This is a genomic window from Psychrobacillus syltrankelensis, from assembly GCF_055454035.1.
Genome location: NZ_CM144227.1, coordinates 1,925,373 through 1,941,325, shown reverse-complemented (window position 1 = coordinate 1,941,325; position 15,953 = coordinate 1,925,373). Strand labels below are relative to the sequence as shown.

Sequence of the window (15,953 nt, the reverse complement as noted above, 5' to 3'; positions counted from 1 at the left end):
AAATAAATGTCTCAAATAGAATCTTTATTACAACAAGAAAGTTGGCGGTTTTGGGATCAATCGCTTAGTGGGAAAAGCCGATCTGCATTGGAATCGTTCGCTTCAGATGACTTACTTTGTCATTTAGTTGGACAAGGGCAAACCCCAGCTACGATTAGAACTTGGGTACACACGAATACGGTTGTATTGGGAATACAAGATCACCGACTACCGTTTGTCGAAGATGCACAGGAATTCCTGCGTACTCAAGGGTTTGCTCCTATTGTGCGCAATTCGGGAGGTCTTGCAGTAGTTTTAGATGATGGAGTGCTCAATGTTTCGATTGTTCTATCGGAAAATAAGCAATCTATTGATATTTCTACTGGTTATGAAGTAATGCTAGAATTTGTTAGGATTTTATTTCCAGAAGCCAATGGGAAAATAGAAGCTTATGAAATTGTAGGATCGTACTGTCCAGGTTCATATGATTTAAGTATTGGTGGAAAAAAATTTGCTGGAATTTCGCAACGAAGACTTCGACAAGGTATTGCGGTCCAAGTTTATTTATGCATTGAAGGTAGTGGAAGCGAGCGAGCAGATTTGATTCGCCAATTTTATGAAATAGGAGTTCAAGGAGAAGACACAAAGTTTAGTTATCCGGTAATTAACCCAGAAGTGATGGCCTCTTTAAATGAATTGCTTGATACAAATTTTACAGTCGAAGATATTGTCATACGAATCCAACAAATATTACAACATCTGTCTACAAAAGTAGTGTCTCAATCTGTTACACAAGATGAAATGGAACTCTACCAGTTTTATATGCAACGGGTAGTAGATCGCAATAAAAAGATGCTCCAGAAATAAGAAAAATGCAAGCGCATATGGCCTGACAGGCTGTATGCTTGCACTTGGTCTAGATAGAAAGAAAATTTGTTTCTTTCATAACCTCCAGTTGAAATCCTTATCCATAACAAAATTCAGCAGGGTTTAATTCCTGCTGAATTTTGTTAAATAGTTGGTGGTTCTTTTGATACTAAGTTGCCGTTTTTCTCCATTTGAAATACGGGTACAGTTGGAATCTCTTCATCATTTAAAGTAACTAATCGTCTTGCACGATTCATAATTTGGACGAATTGCTCGTAATCTTGTTTAATTGCCGCATTTTCTTTTTCTAGTTTTGCAAGTTCGCTTTCTAGTTTACGAATTTTTTCATTAGAAATAGTAGCCAAATGGCGATACCTCGAAATATCCGAATCGCTATGCTGTAATCGAACGAGATATGCGATAATAATATCTATTGATAATGCAGAAACAGGAATAGAGGCTGTGCGTTCGCCGCTTTCAGCTGGTTTTGCTAAATAGATACCATTTCCTCTTCGTCTATAATCTTTACCTAATATCCGAAGCTTTTCTTTTCGTTCTTTTTTTGCTTCTTTTAATTCTGCTTCATATTGATGGCGAACGACAGCATTCCAGCGAAATCCACATGCAGCAGCTGTTCGATTTAATTCATCTCCAGCCTCTTCAAATGCATTTAACTGTGTGCTTCCTTCGCGGACGTGTCTTAGCACCATTTCTGCTAACATTTCATCGTTTTCATCCATCCAAGCATCTTGTCTTATTTTTACCATTTTTGTCCTCCTACCATGTTCATAGTTTCGTTGTTCTATTAACATAATGGACAACTTACTGCTCTTTTATTCACTTAAATTACACTTGATAGCAATATAAGCTTTAAGATACAATGACCTGTAGACTATTACTATTAACATGTTTCAGTGGAAGTCTCTTAATAAAAGTTGAGGGATGGTATCCAATTGTCAAAGTTAGTGCTTTCAGTCTATCGGATCTTAAGCACAATTCAGAGTTTGGATACAATTATGCTGAGGCATTATTAATGAAGGGGTTGTAGAAATATGGGAAACCATTTTCGAGTTTGCGATGAATGCCAGGCCGTTAATTTAAAATCACTAATACCAAAGCTAAAGGCGATAGATCCAGAAGCAGAAATTGAAATAAAAGAATGTCAATCTTACTGTGGACCAGGGCGAAAAAAGACGTTCGCATTTATTAATAATCGACCTGTGGCGGCTCTTTCAGAAGACGAATTAATGGAAAAAGTCCGGGCCAAACTAGAAAGGTAGAGAGTCCGTTTATCCGAGCTTTCATCTCCCGTGCGACGAACAGCCGACAGTGTAATCAGAACTTTTGCCGCCTTTCAAAGAGCGGCTTTTTTCTTTATAATAGAAAGAATAATAATGGAGGTGGCTAAATGAGCTATGCAACGCAAAAGCTTGCAGAAGAGAAAGTATTTAAAGACCCAGTTCACCGATATATTCATGTTCGAGATCAAGTTATCTGGGATGTTATAGGAGCGAAGGAATTTCAACGGCTTCGCCGGATTAAACAACTGGGAACTACATATCTAGTTTTTCATGGTGCAGAACATAGCCGTTTCAATCACTCTCTTGGAGTATATGAAATTGTTCGTCGAATAGTGGATGATAGTTTTAACGGGCGCCCAGAATGGGATGCTTCTGAGAGACTAGTAGCATTATGTGCGGCTCTTTTACATGACTTAGGACACGGTCCATTTTCACATGCTTTTGAAAACGTTTTTGGGCTAGACCATGAAAAATTTACTGGTGCTATATTGCTTGGAGATACCGAAGTAAATGAAATATTAAAAAGAGTAAGCGAAGACTTTCCACAAAAAGTAGCGGATGTTGTTGCAAAAACTTACTCAAACAAACAAGTTGTAAGCTTAATATCCAGTCAAATTGATGCGGATCGAATGGATTATTTACAGCGGGATGCTTATTTTACAGGCGTTAGCTATGGTCATTTTGATATGGAACGAATTTTGAGAGTTATGCGTCCTCGTGAAGATCAAGTCGTTATTAAATCAAGCGGAATGCATGCGGTAGAAGACTATATTATGAGCAGGTATCAAATGTATTGGCAAGTGTATTTCCATCCAGTTTCTCGAAGTGCTGAAGTGATATTAACGAAAATCCTACATCGTGCAAAAGCATTAAGTGAAATGGGTTATGATTTTGAACAACAACCTACTCATTTTAAATCTTTTTTTGATGGAAGTTTTTCTTTGAAAGAGTATCTTGCATTAGATGAAGGTGTTTTAATGACCTATTTTCAGCTATGGATGAACGAAAAAGATCCAATATTAGCTGATTTATGTGATCGGTTTGTAAATCGTAAACTCTTTCAATATATAGAATTTGATTTAGCGAAGGATTATACGAAGATGAAAGAGCTTGAATTATTATTTAAAAAAGCGGGTATAGATCCAGAATATTATTTGGTTTTTGATTCGTCTTCTGATTTACCTTATGACTTTTATCGACCTGGAGAAGAAGGGGAGCGAATTCCAATCCATTTACTTATGCCTTCAGGAGAGATTCGAGAACTTTCACGTGAATCAGAAATAGTAGAAGCAATTTCGGGGAAACGACGAACGGATCATAAGTTATACTTCCCGGAAGACTTTTTAACAGAAGATGGAAAGAAAAAAGCATTGAAAAAACAAATCTTAGAGTTGTTAAAGTAAAGGTGGGTTTGCGTTGCTAGAAGAACATGCAAAAATTGTACAATTTATCGGAGCAGCAGACGGAATAACTGGACGAAAGAAACTACAAAAAATGGTTTACATTGCAAAAAAACTACAATACCCCTACAAAGAAAAGTATGAATTTCATGTATATGGTCCTTACTCAGAAGAGCTAACTTTACGAGTGGAAGAACTATGTAACATGGGCTTTTTATATGAAGAAAGACAAGACAAAGGTTCTTACGTACAATATAAATATCAAATGACGGATGCTGGTGAGCATTTTACGCAAATGGCCCAAGTAGAAGAAATAAACCCAGCATTAAATTCTTGTATTAATCAAATGAAAGCCAAAAGCTCAAGATTTCTAGAACTTGTTTCCACGTTACTCTACTTTGACAGTATGCCAAAAGAGGAACAAATCGAAAAGCTTCATGTAGTAAAAGGAAAACTAAATTTTTCAGAAGATGAAATAGAAGAAGCATTTACATTTGTAATGAATCTTATGAATGAGCGAGCTATCCAGTAGGATTGCACTTCGATGCGGCATACTTGCCCTCTTAGTACGAGAAAAAGTACGAAAGGGACGAATCATTGCAACAATCGGTCGAATGTTTCTAACAATCGGTCGAAAAAGGACAATAATCGGTCGAATAAGCATTAAAATCGGTCGAAAAAGCACAATAATCGGTCGAATAAGTACAACAATCGATGGTATGAGCGTCACTATAAGTTAATATAAATAAAAAATCGCCTACCTTATAAGAGGGAGGCGATTTTAATTATTTATCACTAAAGCGTTTACCACCAACAGCGTAATGGTTTTTAGACATTTCTTCGATGAAAACAACAACGTTTTCTGCAGGTGCATTTGCTGTTTCAACTACAGCAGCTGTCACTTTCTCTACAAGAGCTTTTTTTTGCTCTTCGGTACGACCTTCGAGCATTTTTACTGTTACATATGGCATTTCATTTCCTCCTTTAGTGAACTTTTCTGTATACTAGTATCATAACAGAACGGAGGGAACTTTCGAATGGGTAATGAAGAAAAACCAAAACAAAAAATAGGCTTCACTATTATAAAAAACGATCCGACAGACGGACATAAAGGATTTGGTATTGGTTCTCTTTCGCTAGAGAATGTATCACCAGTAATAATAGACGTTGAAGAAGGTGTAGCAAGAGTAGAGATTGGTGCAATGCATGCGAGAAGTGATACAGAACGCGGTATTAAATTTACGACTAATCGAGAAGATTCAGAAGGTGGAAAACCGTACTGGCTAGTGTGGGTGACAATTGACCAAAAACAAGAAGGTCCATATTATGCAGGAGTCACGGCATGCGAAATGGTTATAAATCGTGAAAAACGTCGAGGCTATAAAATGCTCGCGGATCATGTAAATCGAATGGATAAATCTATGAAAAGGCAAATTCTTGTGGACTTTATGGATGATCGTTCTAAGAATATACTAAGTGATTTTTTACAAACTCATAATAAAGATATGTGGAATCGAAGCGATGAAAAATTACATGACGACTTAAAAATCTAGTATTATTTAATTCTGACCAAATAGTTACAAATGTCTATAATGGTTTTATAAGGTTGAATAAATGCCAAAAAAAAAGTACAATCTAGTTAAAGCTTACTTCACAGTAATGCTAGGACACTTAGTGAAAGTGTTCATGCTTGGGCATGTAGACATCGTGACAACCCAATCCGATTCAGCAAGTTCAATGCAAATACTTCACTAGGAAAAAGCTTTCTATTACCTAAATTAGGTATTAGAAAGCTTTTTATTTTTGGTGAAAATTCATATTTGGCAGTTGGTATCGGCTAGACACGAATTGATCTCGCCTAGCCCCAAAATGGTTTCGAAGTGCCATTTACTGGATGACGCAAGCGTGTTTTCTCCAAATCGAACTTATTTCCATCTTTTTTTATTCTCCAAAAAAGGAGAAGGGAAAGATGGACCAACTGTTGTCATCTTTTTTGCTATCTTCAAAGGTTTGTTGTTTCAAATTTGGATCTGTACATAATTTTGTTGGAATGTCTTTTTCCTTTAAGTAGATGAGTCGCTGTTTCTTACAAGCTGACGTTGCGATTCCACCGGTTTCGATATCAACAATAACTCCACGTACACCAGGAGGAGAAATAAACGGCTCCACTGGTAATCCTTGATGAGCCTTTTCCATAAATTCTATCCAAACTTGCTTCGTTACTTGCTTAGCTTCTGCATCGCTCACTTGTTTACCTTGGTCATAGCCATTCCATACCCCTGCGGTTAATTGGGGAGAGAATCCAATAATATATTGATCCGTATTTGTTGTACCAGATTTAGCTGCGTATGGTCGTGATTGTTTAGAACGAATGCTACTTCCGGTTGCTGGAGAATAATCATTAAAAGTAGGGTCAAACATTCCAGTCAGCAAATGTGACAATAAGAATGCATCCTGTTCCAACAATACTTTCTTCTCTTTCGTTTTTTCATTTTCAATGTCGTATATTACTTTGCCTTTATTAGTTGTAATTTTCGTTATATAAGTAGGTTCTTTTTGAATTCCTTTATCAGAAATTGTGTTATACGCTTTCGTCATATCAATAAGAGACACTTCAGATGTTCCAAGTGCAGTTGACGGAGTATCTTTAATTTCCATATCGATATTAAATCGCTGTATTAATTGTTGAAATGGTTTAAATCCTATTTTTTCAAACGTTTTTACTGCATAAATATTATCAGAAATAGCAAGTGCTTGAGCAAGAGAAATCGGATGTTCAGCAAATTCACCATTTACATTTTTCGGTTCGTATTCCCGTCGTCCATTATCATAGGTGAAAACGGTTTGTTCGCTCTTCATGTACGTCAACGGTGAAAATCCGTTTTCAAGTGCAGTAGCATATAGTAATGGCTTGATCGTGGAACCGGGTTGTCTTTTTGCTTGAGTTACTCGGTTAAACGGACTTTCTGCAAAACTGCGACCACCAACCATAGCAGTTACATATCCAGTTTTAGGCTCCATGCTTACAAACCCAATTTGAAGCTCACCTTTGGGCATCCATTTTTCAATTACTTCTTCAGCCGCTTGTTGATGTTGTCTATTTAAAGTCGTTTCAATAGTCCAACCACCTTCTTCAATGCGATGTCCTTTTCTCCTTACGATTTCGCTTGCTTCTTTCCAAACTTCTTCTAAAAAGTAAGGAGCAGTTTTCTTGGTTACAACAGAATCATTCGCTTTTAATACGTATCTTTCTTCTTTAGCTCTTTCACGTTGAACTGTTGTTATAAATTGTTGATCTTCCATTAGTTTTAAAATAAGTCTTTGTCGGTCCTCAGCTTTTTTTTCATTTACCAAAGGGGAGTAATGGGAAGGCCCTTTTGGAATTGCCATTAATAATGCGGCTTCTGAAAGTGTTACATTTTTTGCACTTTTTCCGAAATAAAATCTACTTGCTGCTTCTACACCGTACATTCCATGTCCAAAGTAGACGGTATTTAAATAACCCTCTAATAAATCTTCCTTATCGTAAAAAATTTCTAATCGGTACGCAAATAATGCCTCGTTTATTTTACGATTCCACGATTTTTCGTGCGTTAAAAATAAATTTCGTGCATATTGTTGTGTAATTGTGCTAGCCCCTTCGACTTTTTTGCCTGCTTTTACATCTTTTAAAACAGCAGAAGCAATTCGGGAATAATCAAATCCGTGATGCTTATAAAAATCCTTATCTTCCACTGCAATTGCGGCTTGTGATAGAAAAGGGGAAATTTCATCCAATGCAACCCAATAACGTCTCTGTTCTTCAAATCGATCTCCAATTACATTTCCTTGATTATCTAAAAATACAGAGGAAATAGGTACCTGGATAATAGGTGCTCCAACGATTTGCGCATAAATACGAAGAGTCACAAATGCACCGGATATTGCACAAATAGCAGCAATACTAAGTAGAAAAAAACTTTTCATGCGTTTTGATCGTTTGACTTTTTTTCGGTGTTGTACACGACGCATAAAAATCTACTCCGTTCTTTTTGATGTTTTCATTAGTATGAGAACAATAGATTCAAATTAAACAGAAGAAGAAAAAAGTATTGCACTTTTGTCAAAAACCTCTATACTTTCTTTGTATTTATTTTTTTAAAAAGTACACAAACTATATAGTTAGAGGAGATAGATAAATGGCTGGGTTTTGGTTTACAGAAAAGCAAACCGAGAATTTTGGCATCACAATGAAGGTGAAACGTACACTTCATACGGAGCAAACGGATTTTCAACTATTAGAAATGGCAGAAACCGAAGAGTGGGGGAACATGCTCTTTTTAGACGGTATGGTTATGACGTCACAAAAAGATGAGTTTGTGTACCATGAAATGGTTGCACATGTTCCTTTGTTTACACATCCTAATCCAGAGAACGTATTAGTTGTAGGAGGCGGGGATGGTGGAGTAATCCGTGAAATTATGAAGCATCCTAAAGTGAAAAAAGCAACTCTAGTTGATATAGATGGAAAAGTAATCGAGTACTCAAAAATATATTTACCAGAAATCGCTTGCGAGCTAGAAAATCCACGCGTGGAAGTTCAAGTTGGCGACGGTTTCATGCATATTGCTGAATCAGAGAATGAATACGATGTAATTATGGTAGATTCAACTGAGCCAGTAGGACCTGCAGTGAATTTATTTACAAAAGGTTTCTACGCAGGAATCTCTAAAGCGCTTAAAGAAGATGGATTATTCGTTGCTCAATCGGACAACCCTTGGTTTAAAGCTGATTTAATCCGACAAGTACAAAAAGACGTGAAAGAAATTTTCCCAATTACAAATATGTACTTGGCGAATATTCCAACGTACCCAAGTGGACTTTGGTGTTTCACGATTGGTTCGAAAAAATACGATCCACTTCAAGTACCGGATGAGCAATTCTTTGATATAGAAACGAAGTATTATACAAAAGAGCTTCACAAAGCAGCATTTGTTTTACCAAAATTTGTGAAAAACCTTGCAGGAGAGTAAGCCGATGAGATTTGATGAAGCTTATTCAGGAAATGTATTTATAAAAAGTAAGCAAAATTACGAAGAAGCGAAAGCAGTTATTTACGGCATGCCAATGGACTGGACGGTAAGCTATCGTCCAGGTTCACGATTTGGCCCGCAACGTATTCGTGAAGTATCTATTGGTTTAGAAGAATATAGCCCTTATTTAGACCGTGAATTAGATGATGTGAACTATTTTGATGCTGGAGATATTCCACTTCCATTCGGAAACGCATCAAAAAGTTTGGATCTAATTGCAGGTTTTATCCGCCAACTTATGCAAGATGGGAAAATTCCTGTTGGTATGGGTGGCGAGCACTTAGTATCATGGCCAGTTATGAAAACAGTAGCAGAAAATTACAAAGACCTTGCGATTATTCATATGGATGCACACACCGATCTACGAGAGGAATATGAGGGAGAACCGCTTTCCCACTCTACTCCAATACGTAAGATTGCTGAATACATCGGTCCAAAAAATGTCTACTCATTTGGAATTCGTTCTGGAATGAAAGAAGAGTTTGACTGGGCAAAAGAAAATGGCATGCAAATTGCCAAATTCGAAGTACTGGAACCTTTGAAAGAAGTGCTACCAACGCTTGCTGGTCGTCCTGTCTATGTCACAATTGACATTGACGTTTTAGACCCTGCACACGCACCTGGAACAGGAACAGTTGACTGCGGCGGAATCACCAGCCGCGAACTACTAGCTTCCATCCATGCAATTGCAAATTCAGGCGTAAACGTAGTTGGCTTCGACCTAGTTGAAGTTGCCCCAATCTACGATTCATCGGAGCAAACCGCAAACACTGCTAGTAAACTACTACGAGAAATGATTTTAGGTTGGGTGAAATAGAAAATAATCTACCATTGTTTCTGCGACGAGCTTTGCGCAGGAGCAAAATCTTTTCTGCGACGAGCTTTGCGCAGGAGCAAACCGCAAACACCGCAAGTAAGCTACTACGAGAAATGATTTTAGGTTGGGTGAAATAGAAAATAATCTACAATTGTTTCTGCGACGAGCTTTGCGCAGGAGCAAAATCTTTTCTGCGACGAGCTTTGCGCAGGAGCAAACCGCAAACACTGCTAGTAAACTACTACGAGAAATGATTTTAGGTTGGGTGAAATAGAAAGCTATTTTTATTTATCTGGGACGAGCAAACTGCAAATAATGCTAGTAAGCTATTACTAGAAAAGATTGATATAAAAAACGTGATGTCCTTTACGAAGGCATCACGTTTTTTAGTCTCGTTTTTTGAAAATTGGTTAAATCGTTACTCATTAATTGAAACTAGTAGTCTTCTCATATCAGGTAAATTCTTTATTGTGAGATTTGGTCTCGATAAGCCACTACATGGAAACATCATCTTTGATCAATATGGACTACTTTATTTCTTCCTGATGATTTTGCGATATAAAGAGCATCATCCGCCAGTTTATATAGTTCAATGACCGCTTTTCCGTTTTCTGGATAAGAACTAATTCCGCTAGATATTGTAATAGTTAACTGTTCGCCAGTGGAAACATGAAAAGTATTATTCTCAATTGCTTGTCTAATCGTTTCCGCTATTTCTATACTTTTTGGTGATTCTATATTTGGAAGTAGGACTGAAAACTCTTCTCCACCATTTCGAGAAACAATCCCTTTACAAGAGTTTGTAGCATCTTTTACTCGAAGGGCTAATTCTTTTAATACTTCATCACCTATTGGGTGTCCGTATGTGTCATTTACTTTTTTGAAATAATCAATATCTAGTAAAATAAGAGAAAATCTATCATTTGTATTTAATAGATTCTGTGCATGTTCTTGAAACTTTCGATTATTATTTAACCCTGTTAAATAGTCTGTCACAGACATCTCTTCAATTTTGTGAATTTTATCGAATAAACTACTTAGGTGAATCAAAATTAAAAATACAATGGAAAATGAAACAAAGGAGAACAGTATAAAACCTACGAGAGGTAAAACTCCTGATAATGACCAGTCATTTAAATAACAAATCACTACAGAGGATTGAATTATAGAATAAGTAAAATAATAAGAGGCATTTCTAAACGTCATCGGCTTCTTCGAAATGCAATAACCAATGACAAGGCAAACAATTATTGTGTTGCCTCCTGCTATAAGTGTATGTATAGAAAATCCGTGAAAAAACATTCTAAACAAACCGATAATTATTCCACTAATTATTGTGGCTAAAGGACCGCCTAAAACTCCTGATAAAGAGATGACAGCCATTCTTCCATCAACTATTACATGATCGGATATTCTTACAGACGTTAACATTAACAAGCATCCAGTTAACCCACTTAGTACACCAAGTAAATATGGATGGTATTTTGGTGATGGAATAAAAACATCTAATTTGTTTTGAAAAGGAATAAAGGTAAGAATTGCAAAAGTAAATAAAATACAAAAATTTATAATGAAACCTATTAACATTGTTTTCACCTTCTTTACATATCTTGGGTATATTATAACCTCTTCCAAATAATTAGTGAATTTCTTTTTGATTAGTTGTTATTAGTAAGCTTTTGGCCTTATAATAAAAAGGTTATAGAAAAAATGTTCTAAAGGATGAAAGTAATGTCCCAACCACAAAAAAAACGGGTAAATATTCGTTTATTATCAACAATTCATCATCCCAAAGTCAAAAAGGAAACTTTGGATATTAAAACGACCGGAGAACTAATCTTAAAAGGGAATCAGCCTTATTTAGTTTACGAAGAAGTGCAGGATGAAAAAAATGTTCGAACAACCGTGAAACTTAGCGGAAAATCAGCTCTAATAATGCGAAGTGGTGGAGTTAAAATGCGGTTGCCATTTGAAAAAGGCAAGCTTCAAACAGGAAGCTATGACACCGTTTATGGCACATTAATGATCACAACAAACACGAAGCAGTTACATTTTGAAGATGGTCTTTTTCAAGTGGAATATGAGCTATTAATAAATGATGAAGTGACAGGTACATATACATTGGAACTAATTTATACGGAGGCGAAATAAATGAACGCGGTAGAAAAAGTACAACAATCCATTAAAATGGCATTGCAAGATGCGATTATAAAAGCAGCACTTGTAACAGAAGAACAACTTCCTACAATCCATTTAGAAACACCGAAAGACAAGTCGAATGGTGATTATGCAACGAATATTGCGATGCAATTAACAAAGCTTGCAAAAAGAAATCCTCGCCAAGTTGCGGAAGCAATTGTAGAGAATATCGATATGACCGGAACAATGATGGAGAAAATCGACATCGCCGGTCCTGGATTTATGAACATTACCGTTCGAAAAGATTATTTACAAGAAGTAGTGAAGGCCGTATTAATGGAGAAAGAAAAATACGGACGTACTACAGCGGGTGCTGGGGAAAAAGTTCAAGTCGAGTTCGTTTCAGCAAATCCAACTGGTGACTTACATTTAGGGCATGCGCGCGGAGCTTCTGTTGGGGATTCTTTGTGCAATGTATTAGATTTTGCTGGTTACGACGTGGCTCGTGAATATTATATTAATGACGCTGGTAATCAAATCCATAATCTTGCTGTTTCTATTGAAGCTCGTTATTTTGAAGCTTTAGGCTTAGATAAAGAAATGCCGGAAGATGGATACCGTGGGCAAGATATAATTGATATTGCTGGTGCTCTTGTAAAAGAACATGGGGATAAATTTGTACAAATGTCAGACGAGGAACGCTATAAAGCATTCCGTGCACACGGTTTGAAAGTAGAGCTAGCTAAATTACAAAAAGATTTAGCAGATTTCCGTGTTGGCTTTGACAACTGGTTCTCTGAAACTTCTTTATACGAAGACGGTAAAATTGAAGTGGCTCTCAACAAATTAAAAGCAAATGGTCACATCTTTGTAGAAGAAGGAGCAACTTGGTTCCGTTCTACTACTTTTGGAGATGACAAAGACCGTGTATTGATAAAAAGTGATGGTTCCTTCACTTATTTATTGCCAGACATCGCATACCATGAAGATAAATTAGTTCGTGGTTTCGACCAACTGATCAATATTTGGGGTGCAGATCACCACGGGTATATCCCACGTATGAAGGCTGCAATTGAAGCGCTTGGATATGAGCGTGAAAAACTAGAAGTATCTGTTATTCAAATGGTTCAGCTGTATAAAGACGGCGAAAAAATGAAAATGAGTAAACGTACAGGGAAAGCAGTTACAATGCGTGAGCTAGTGGAAGAAGTTGGACTGGATGCAGTTCGTTATTTCTTCGGCATGCGTTCAGGCGATTCACATATGGATTTCGATCTAGACTTAGCAGTTTCTCAATCAAATGAAAACCCAGTGTATTATGCACAGTATGCACATGCACGTATTTGTTCCATTTTACGTTCAGCAGAAACTCAAGAGATGAAGGCTTCTACAGATTCACTTGATTTATTGCAAAGTGAAAAAGAATTAGACTTATTGAAAAAAATCGGTGACTTCCCACAAGTTGTAGCGGATGCTGCAAAACTCCGTGCACCTCACCGTGTTGCAACATATATCCAAGAACTAGCTGCAACATTCCACAGTTTTTATAATGCAGATAAAGTACTAAATGCGGAAAACATCGCTTTATCAGAAGCTCGTCTTGCTCTTGTAACATCAGCGCGCCAAACAATTGCAAATGCACTTCGTTTAATAGGCGTAGCTGCTCCGGAGAAAATGTAATCTCCTGTGGAATGAGGGAACATGTTATTTCTGCGACGAGCTTGCGCAGGAGCAAACGCACTCCGCTTATTCGGAGTTGCTGCTTCGGAGAAAATGTAATCTCCAACACTTCGACTTCGGTCGGAGTGTTTTTTGGTGAATTAATAGTGAATCGGTCGAATAGTGAGCATAATCGGTCGAATCCCACCATTAATCGGTCGAATCCCACCAATAATCGGTCGAATATAATAAAATCGGCACAGAATCCAAAGAAAAATCAATATCGACAACAAATCGATTTCATGTATAATGAAAACGATGCATCATGAATATTTTGAACATAAAGGTGCTTGCTAGTTTACTAGTTAATCAGATTGTAGACAATTCATATTTCGAAGGTGTTACTTCAGACTGAATGAAAACGCTTGTCAGTCGAGGCACGCCAGTACGAGGCGGAAGCGAATTGAACTTAAGTTCATGAGCTTACAACGATGTACCAGTAACGAAGAATGAAAGCGTTTGTCAACAGTCTGACAAGTTAAAAGGGAAGCTGGTTCAAACCCAGCGCGGTCCCGCCACTGTATGTGATAGAACTCTATCACGAGTCAGAAAACCTGCCTTTATGTGTTACACTTTTGTACCTACGAGGATAGGTTCGTGTAAGTCAGCTTGTTATTATACATAAACTAGCAGATTTATACCTATTTTATCTCTCGTTCATTGGACGAGGGATTTTTATTTGCACAAAAAATGGAGGAATGACAGATGAAGAAGATGTGGCAATTATGGATGGCATCCGCATTAGCAGTATTATTGCTAGTAGGATGTGGGGCAAAAGAAGCAACACCGGATAATAAAGATAATGCACAACAAGAAACGGCAATAGATGAAGCAACTTTCCCACTAACAATAACTGATTCAGTTGGCAATGAAATCACTTTAGAAAAAGCTCCAGAAACCATTGTTTCTATGATGCCAAGTAATACAGAAATATTATTTGCACTTGGATTGAATGATGAAATTGTTGGAGTAAACGACTATGATGACTACCCGGCGGAAGCGCTTGAAAAAGAGAAAATCGGTGGTACGGAATTCAACGTAGAAAAAATTATATCGATGAATCCTGATATCGTATTTGCACATGCTTCCATGTTAGGCACAGGTGAAGCTGGTCTACAACAACTTCGCGATGCAGGTGTGAAAGTATTCGTTGTGAAAAATGCAGCAGACTTCAATGAAACATACACAACAATTGAGCAAATTGGCCGTGCAACTGGGAAATTAGCCGAAGCACAAAAAATGGTAGAAGGTATGAAAGTAAAAGTAGAAGAAGTGAAAGAAAAAATAGCAAAAGTAAAAACAAAGAAAACAGTTTTCGTCGAAACATCAGATGTTCCGGATATTTACACTCCTGGTAAAGGAACTTTCATGCAAGAAATTTTAAATATGGTAAACGCTGATAATATTGCGTCAGACCAAGAAGGTTGGTTTAAAATCGAGCCAGAAGAAATTGTTAGCCGTAATCCAGATGTGATCCTAGTAATGTATAGCTATGTAGATGGAATAGTTGATAGTGTTAAAGCTCGTCCTGGATTTGGTACGATTAATGCAGTGAAAAATAATGAAGTCGTGCAAGTGGATGAAAACTTAACAAGTCGTACAGGTCCACGTCTTGCGGATGGACTAGAAGAAGTAGCGAAAGCAATCTATCCAGAGGCGTTTAGTGAGTAAAGCCATGATCGGCTACATCTTGTCAATTGCTACTTTAATTGTAGCGATTTGGCTAGGTGTATCGGTCGGATCCGTTAAGGTACCGATCAGCACATTATGGGATACGGGAGCAGACGAAATTGCTACTAATATAGTTTGGAAAATTCGCATGCCACGGGTTGTACTTGCAGGGCTAGTTGGTGCATCACTAGCAATTGCAGGTGCTGCTTTTCAAGCGTTATTTAAAAATCCGCTTGCCGATCCTTATACGTTAGGAGTGTCGTCCGGTGCCTCAGTAGGCGCCGTGGCTACGCTCTTTTTCGGTATTTCGGTGCCTTTTTTAGGTATATATACGTTACCAGTTTTTAGTATGATAGGCGCATTAGTTACGATGCTCCTTGTTATTTCATTTGCCAAACTAGTTGATCGTGCAATGAAAATGGAAACCATTATTTTAACAGGAATCATTTTCAGTTCCTTTCTAGGTTCAGTAATATCTCTCATGATTGCACTTACGGGAGAAGAGCTACGCCAAATTATTGGCTGGCTTCTTGGAAGTGTATCGATGCGTGGTTGGAGTTTTGTTCAAATGGCATTACCTTTTATTATCATTGGCTCATTTTTATTATGGCTGAATAGAAGAGAGTTAAATGCGATGCTATTTGGGGAAGAACGAGCGAGGTATTTAGGAGTCAATGTGAAAAAACGAAAAATGATGATACTAATTGGCGGATCGATGCTTACTGGAACAGCCGTGGCGGTATCCGGAACGATTGGATTTGTAGGTCTAGTTGTTCCGCATATGACAAGACTATTATTTGGTTCGGATAATAGAAATGTATTACCACTAAGTTTTATCAACGGAGCGGCACTGCTCATCGTTTGTGATTTAGTATCACGCACAATTATTTCCCCAACGGAGCTACCGATTGGTGTTATAACAGCTTTCATTGGGGCACCTGTTTTTGCATTTATTTTCTTTAGACAACGAAGAAAAGGAGGCGTTTGA

At 37.4% G+C, this 15,953-nt stretch carries 16 protein-coding genes and 1 riboswitch; of the genes, 12 read left to right on the top strand and 4 right to left on the bottom strand.

The annotated features are described in order from the left end of the window. The first annotated feature begins 6 nt into the window (after positions 1–6). Positions 7–846: an octanoyl-[GcvH]:protein N-octanoyltransferase gene (gene lipL, locus ACTSKG_RS09345; RefSeq protein ID WP_464757915.1), complete on the top strand. Its 840-nt coding sequence runs from the start codon at positions 7–9 to the stop codon at positions 844–846. A 143-nt stretch (positions 847–989) separates the two neighbouring features. Here lipL and ACTSKG_RS09340 read toward each other — a convergent pair whose 3' ends face one another. After that, on the bottom strand, positions 990–1,613 hold the full coding sequence (locus ACTSKG_RS09340; protein ID WP_464757914.1) for an RsfA family transcriptional regulator: 624 nt from the start codon (positions 1,611–1,613) through the stop codon (positions 990–992). Positions 1,614–1,898: 285 nt separating this feature from the next. On the opposite strand from ACTSKG_RS09340, the gene ACTSKG_RS09335 reads away from it, so the two are divergent. From ACTSKG_RS09335 to ACTSKG_RS09325, 3 genes are all read left to right on the top strand, one after another. After that, the gene (locus tag ACTSKG_RS09335; protein ID WP_387581821.1) at positions 1,899–2,126 is read left to right on the top strand and encodes a YuzB family protein; all 228 of its coding nucleotides are present in this window, start codon (positions 1,899–1,901) and stop codon (positions 2,124–2,126) included. A gap of 128 nt (positions 2,127–2,254) precedes the next feature. Continuing rightward, complete coding sequence (locus tag ACTSKG_RS09330; RefSeq protein WP_464757913.1) at positions 2,255–3,550, top strand: HD domain-containing protein; 1,296 nt, start codon at positions 2,255–2,257, stop codon at positions 3,548–3,550. 13 nt (positions 3,551–3,563) lie between these two features. Beyond that, complete coding sequence (locus ACTSKG_RS09325) at positions 3,564–4,079, top strand: YwgA family protein (RefSeq protein ID WP_464757912.1); 516 nt, start codon at positions 3,564–3,566, stop codon at positions 4,077–4,079. Positions 4,080–4,332: 253 nt separating this feature from the next. Here the strand turns inward: ACTSKG_RS09325 and ACTSKG_RS09320 are convergent, their stop codons facing one another. Beyond that, positions 4,333–4,518: a 2-hydroxymuconate tautomerase gene (locus ACTSKG_RS09320; RefSeq protein ID WP_387581828.1), complete on the bottom strand. Its 186-nt coding sequence runs from the start codon at positions 4,516–4,518 to the stop codon at positions 4,333–4,335. A gap of 66 nt (positions 4,519–4,584) precedes the next feature. Here ACTSKG_RS09320 and ACTSKG_RS09315 point away from each other — a divergent pair, with 66 nt between their 5' ends. Further along, positions 4,585–5,100: a YwhD family protein gene (locus ACTSKG_RS09315; RefSeq protein WP_464757911.1), complete on the top strand. Its 516-nt coding sequence runs from the start codon at positions 4,585–4,587 to the stop codon at positions 5,098–5,100. A gap of 61 nt (positions 5,101–5,161) precedes the next feature. Then, complete coding sequence (locus ACTSKG_RS09310) at positions 5,162–5,302, top strand: hypothetical protein (protein WP_464757910.1); 141 nt, start codon at positions 5,162–5,164, stop codon at positions 5,300–5,302. A gap of 186 nt (positions 5,303–5,488) precedes the next feature. On the opposite strand, the gene ACTSKG_RS09305 is transcribed toward ACTSKG_RS09310, so the two are convergent. Further along, complete coding sequence (locus ACTSKG_RS09305) at positions 5,489–7,558, bottom strand: transglycosylase domain-containing protein (protein WP_464757909.1); 2,070 nt, start codon at positions 7,556–7,558, stop codon at positions 5,489–5,491. Between the two features lie 167 nt (positions 7,559–7,725). Between ACTSKG_RS09305 and speE the strand changes: the two genes are divergently transcribed. Continuing rightward, positions 7,726–8,559 (top strand): spermidine synthase, encoded by an 834-nt coding sequence (gene speE / locus ACTSKG_RS09300; RefSeq protein ID WP_464757908.1) that lies wholly within the window; start codon positions 7,726–7,728, stop codon positions 8,557–8,559. A gap of 4 nt (positions 8,560–8,563) precedes the next feature. Beyond that, positions 8,564–9,436 (top strand): agmatinase, encoded by an 873-nt coding sequence (gene speB, locus ACTSKG_RS09295; protein WP_464757907.1) that lies wholly within the window; start codon positions 8,564–8,566, stop codon positions 9,434–9,436. Between the two features lie 507 nt (positions 9,437–9,943). On the opposite strand, the gene ACTSKG_RS09290 is transcribed toward speB, so the two are convergent. After that, positions 9,944–11,023 (bottom strand): diguanylate cyclase, encoded by a 1,080-nt coding sequence (locus ACTSKG_RS09290; protein WP_464757905.1) that lies wholly within the window; start codon positions 11,021–11,023, stop codon positions 9,944–9,946. A 144-nt stretch (positions 11,024–11,167) separates the two neighbouring features. Here ACTSKG_RS09290 and ACTSKG_RS09285 point away from each other — a divergent pair, with 144 nt between their 5' ends. The 4 genes from ACTSKG_RS09285 (at position 11,168) to ACTSKG_RS09270 (ending at position 15,953) form a co-directional block, all read left to right on the top strand. Continuing rightward, entirely contained in the window at positions 11,168–11,587 is a 420-nt protein-coding gene (locus tag ACTSKG_RS09285) for a YwiB family protein (RefSeq protein ID WP_464757903.1), read from the top strand. After that, the gene (gene argS / locus ACTSKG_RS09280; RefSeq protein ID WP_464757901.1) at positions 11,588–13,255 is read left to right on the top strand and encodes an arginine--tRNA ligase; all 1,668 of its coding nucleotides are present in this window, start codon (positions 11,588–11,590) and stop codon (positions 13,253–13,255) included. Between the two features lie 475 nt (positions 13,256–13,730). Further along, positions 13,731–13,870: riboswitch (cobalamin riboswitch) on the top strand. 129 nt (positions 13,871–13,999) lie between these two features. After that, complete coding sequence (locus ACTSKG_RS09275; protein ID WP_464757900.1) at positions 14,000–14,965, top strand: ABC transporter substrate-binding protein; 966 nt, start codon at positions 14,000–14,002, stop codon at positions 14,963–14,965. A 4-nt stretch (positions 14,966–14,969) separates the two neighbouring features. After that, complete coding sequence (locus tag ACTSKG_RS09270) at positions 14,970–15,953, top strand: FecCD family ABC transporter permease (protein WP_464758005.1); 984 nt, start codon at positions 14,970–14,972, stop codon at positions 15,951–15,953.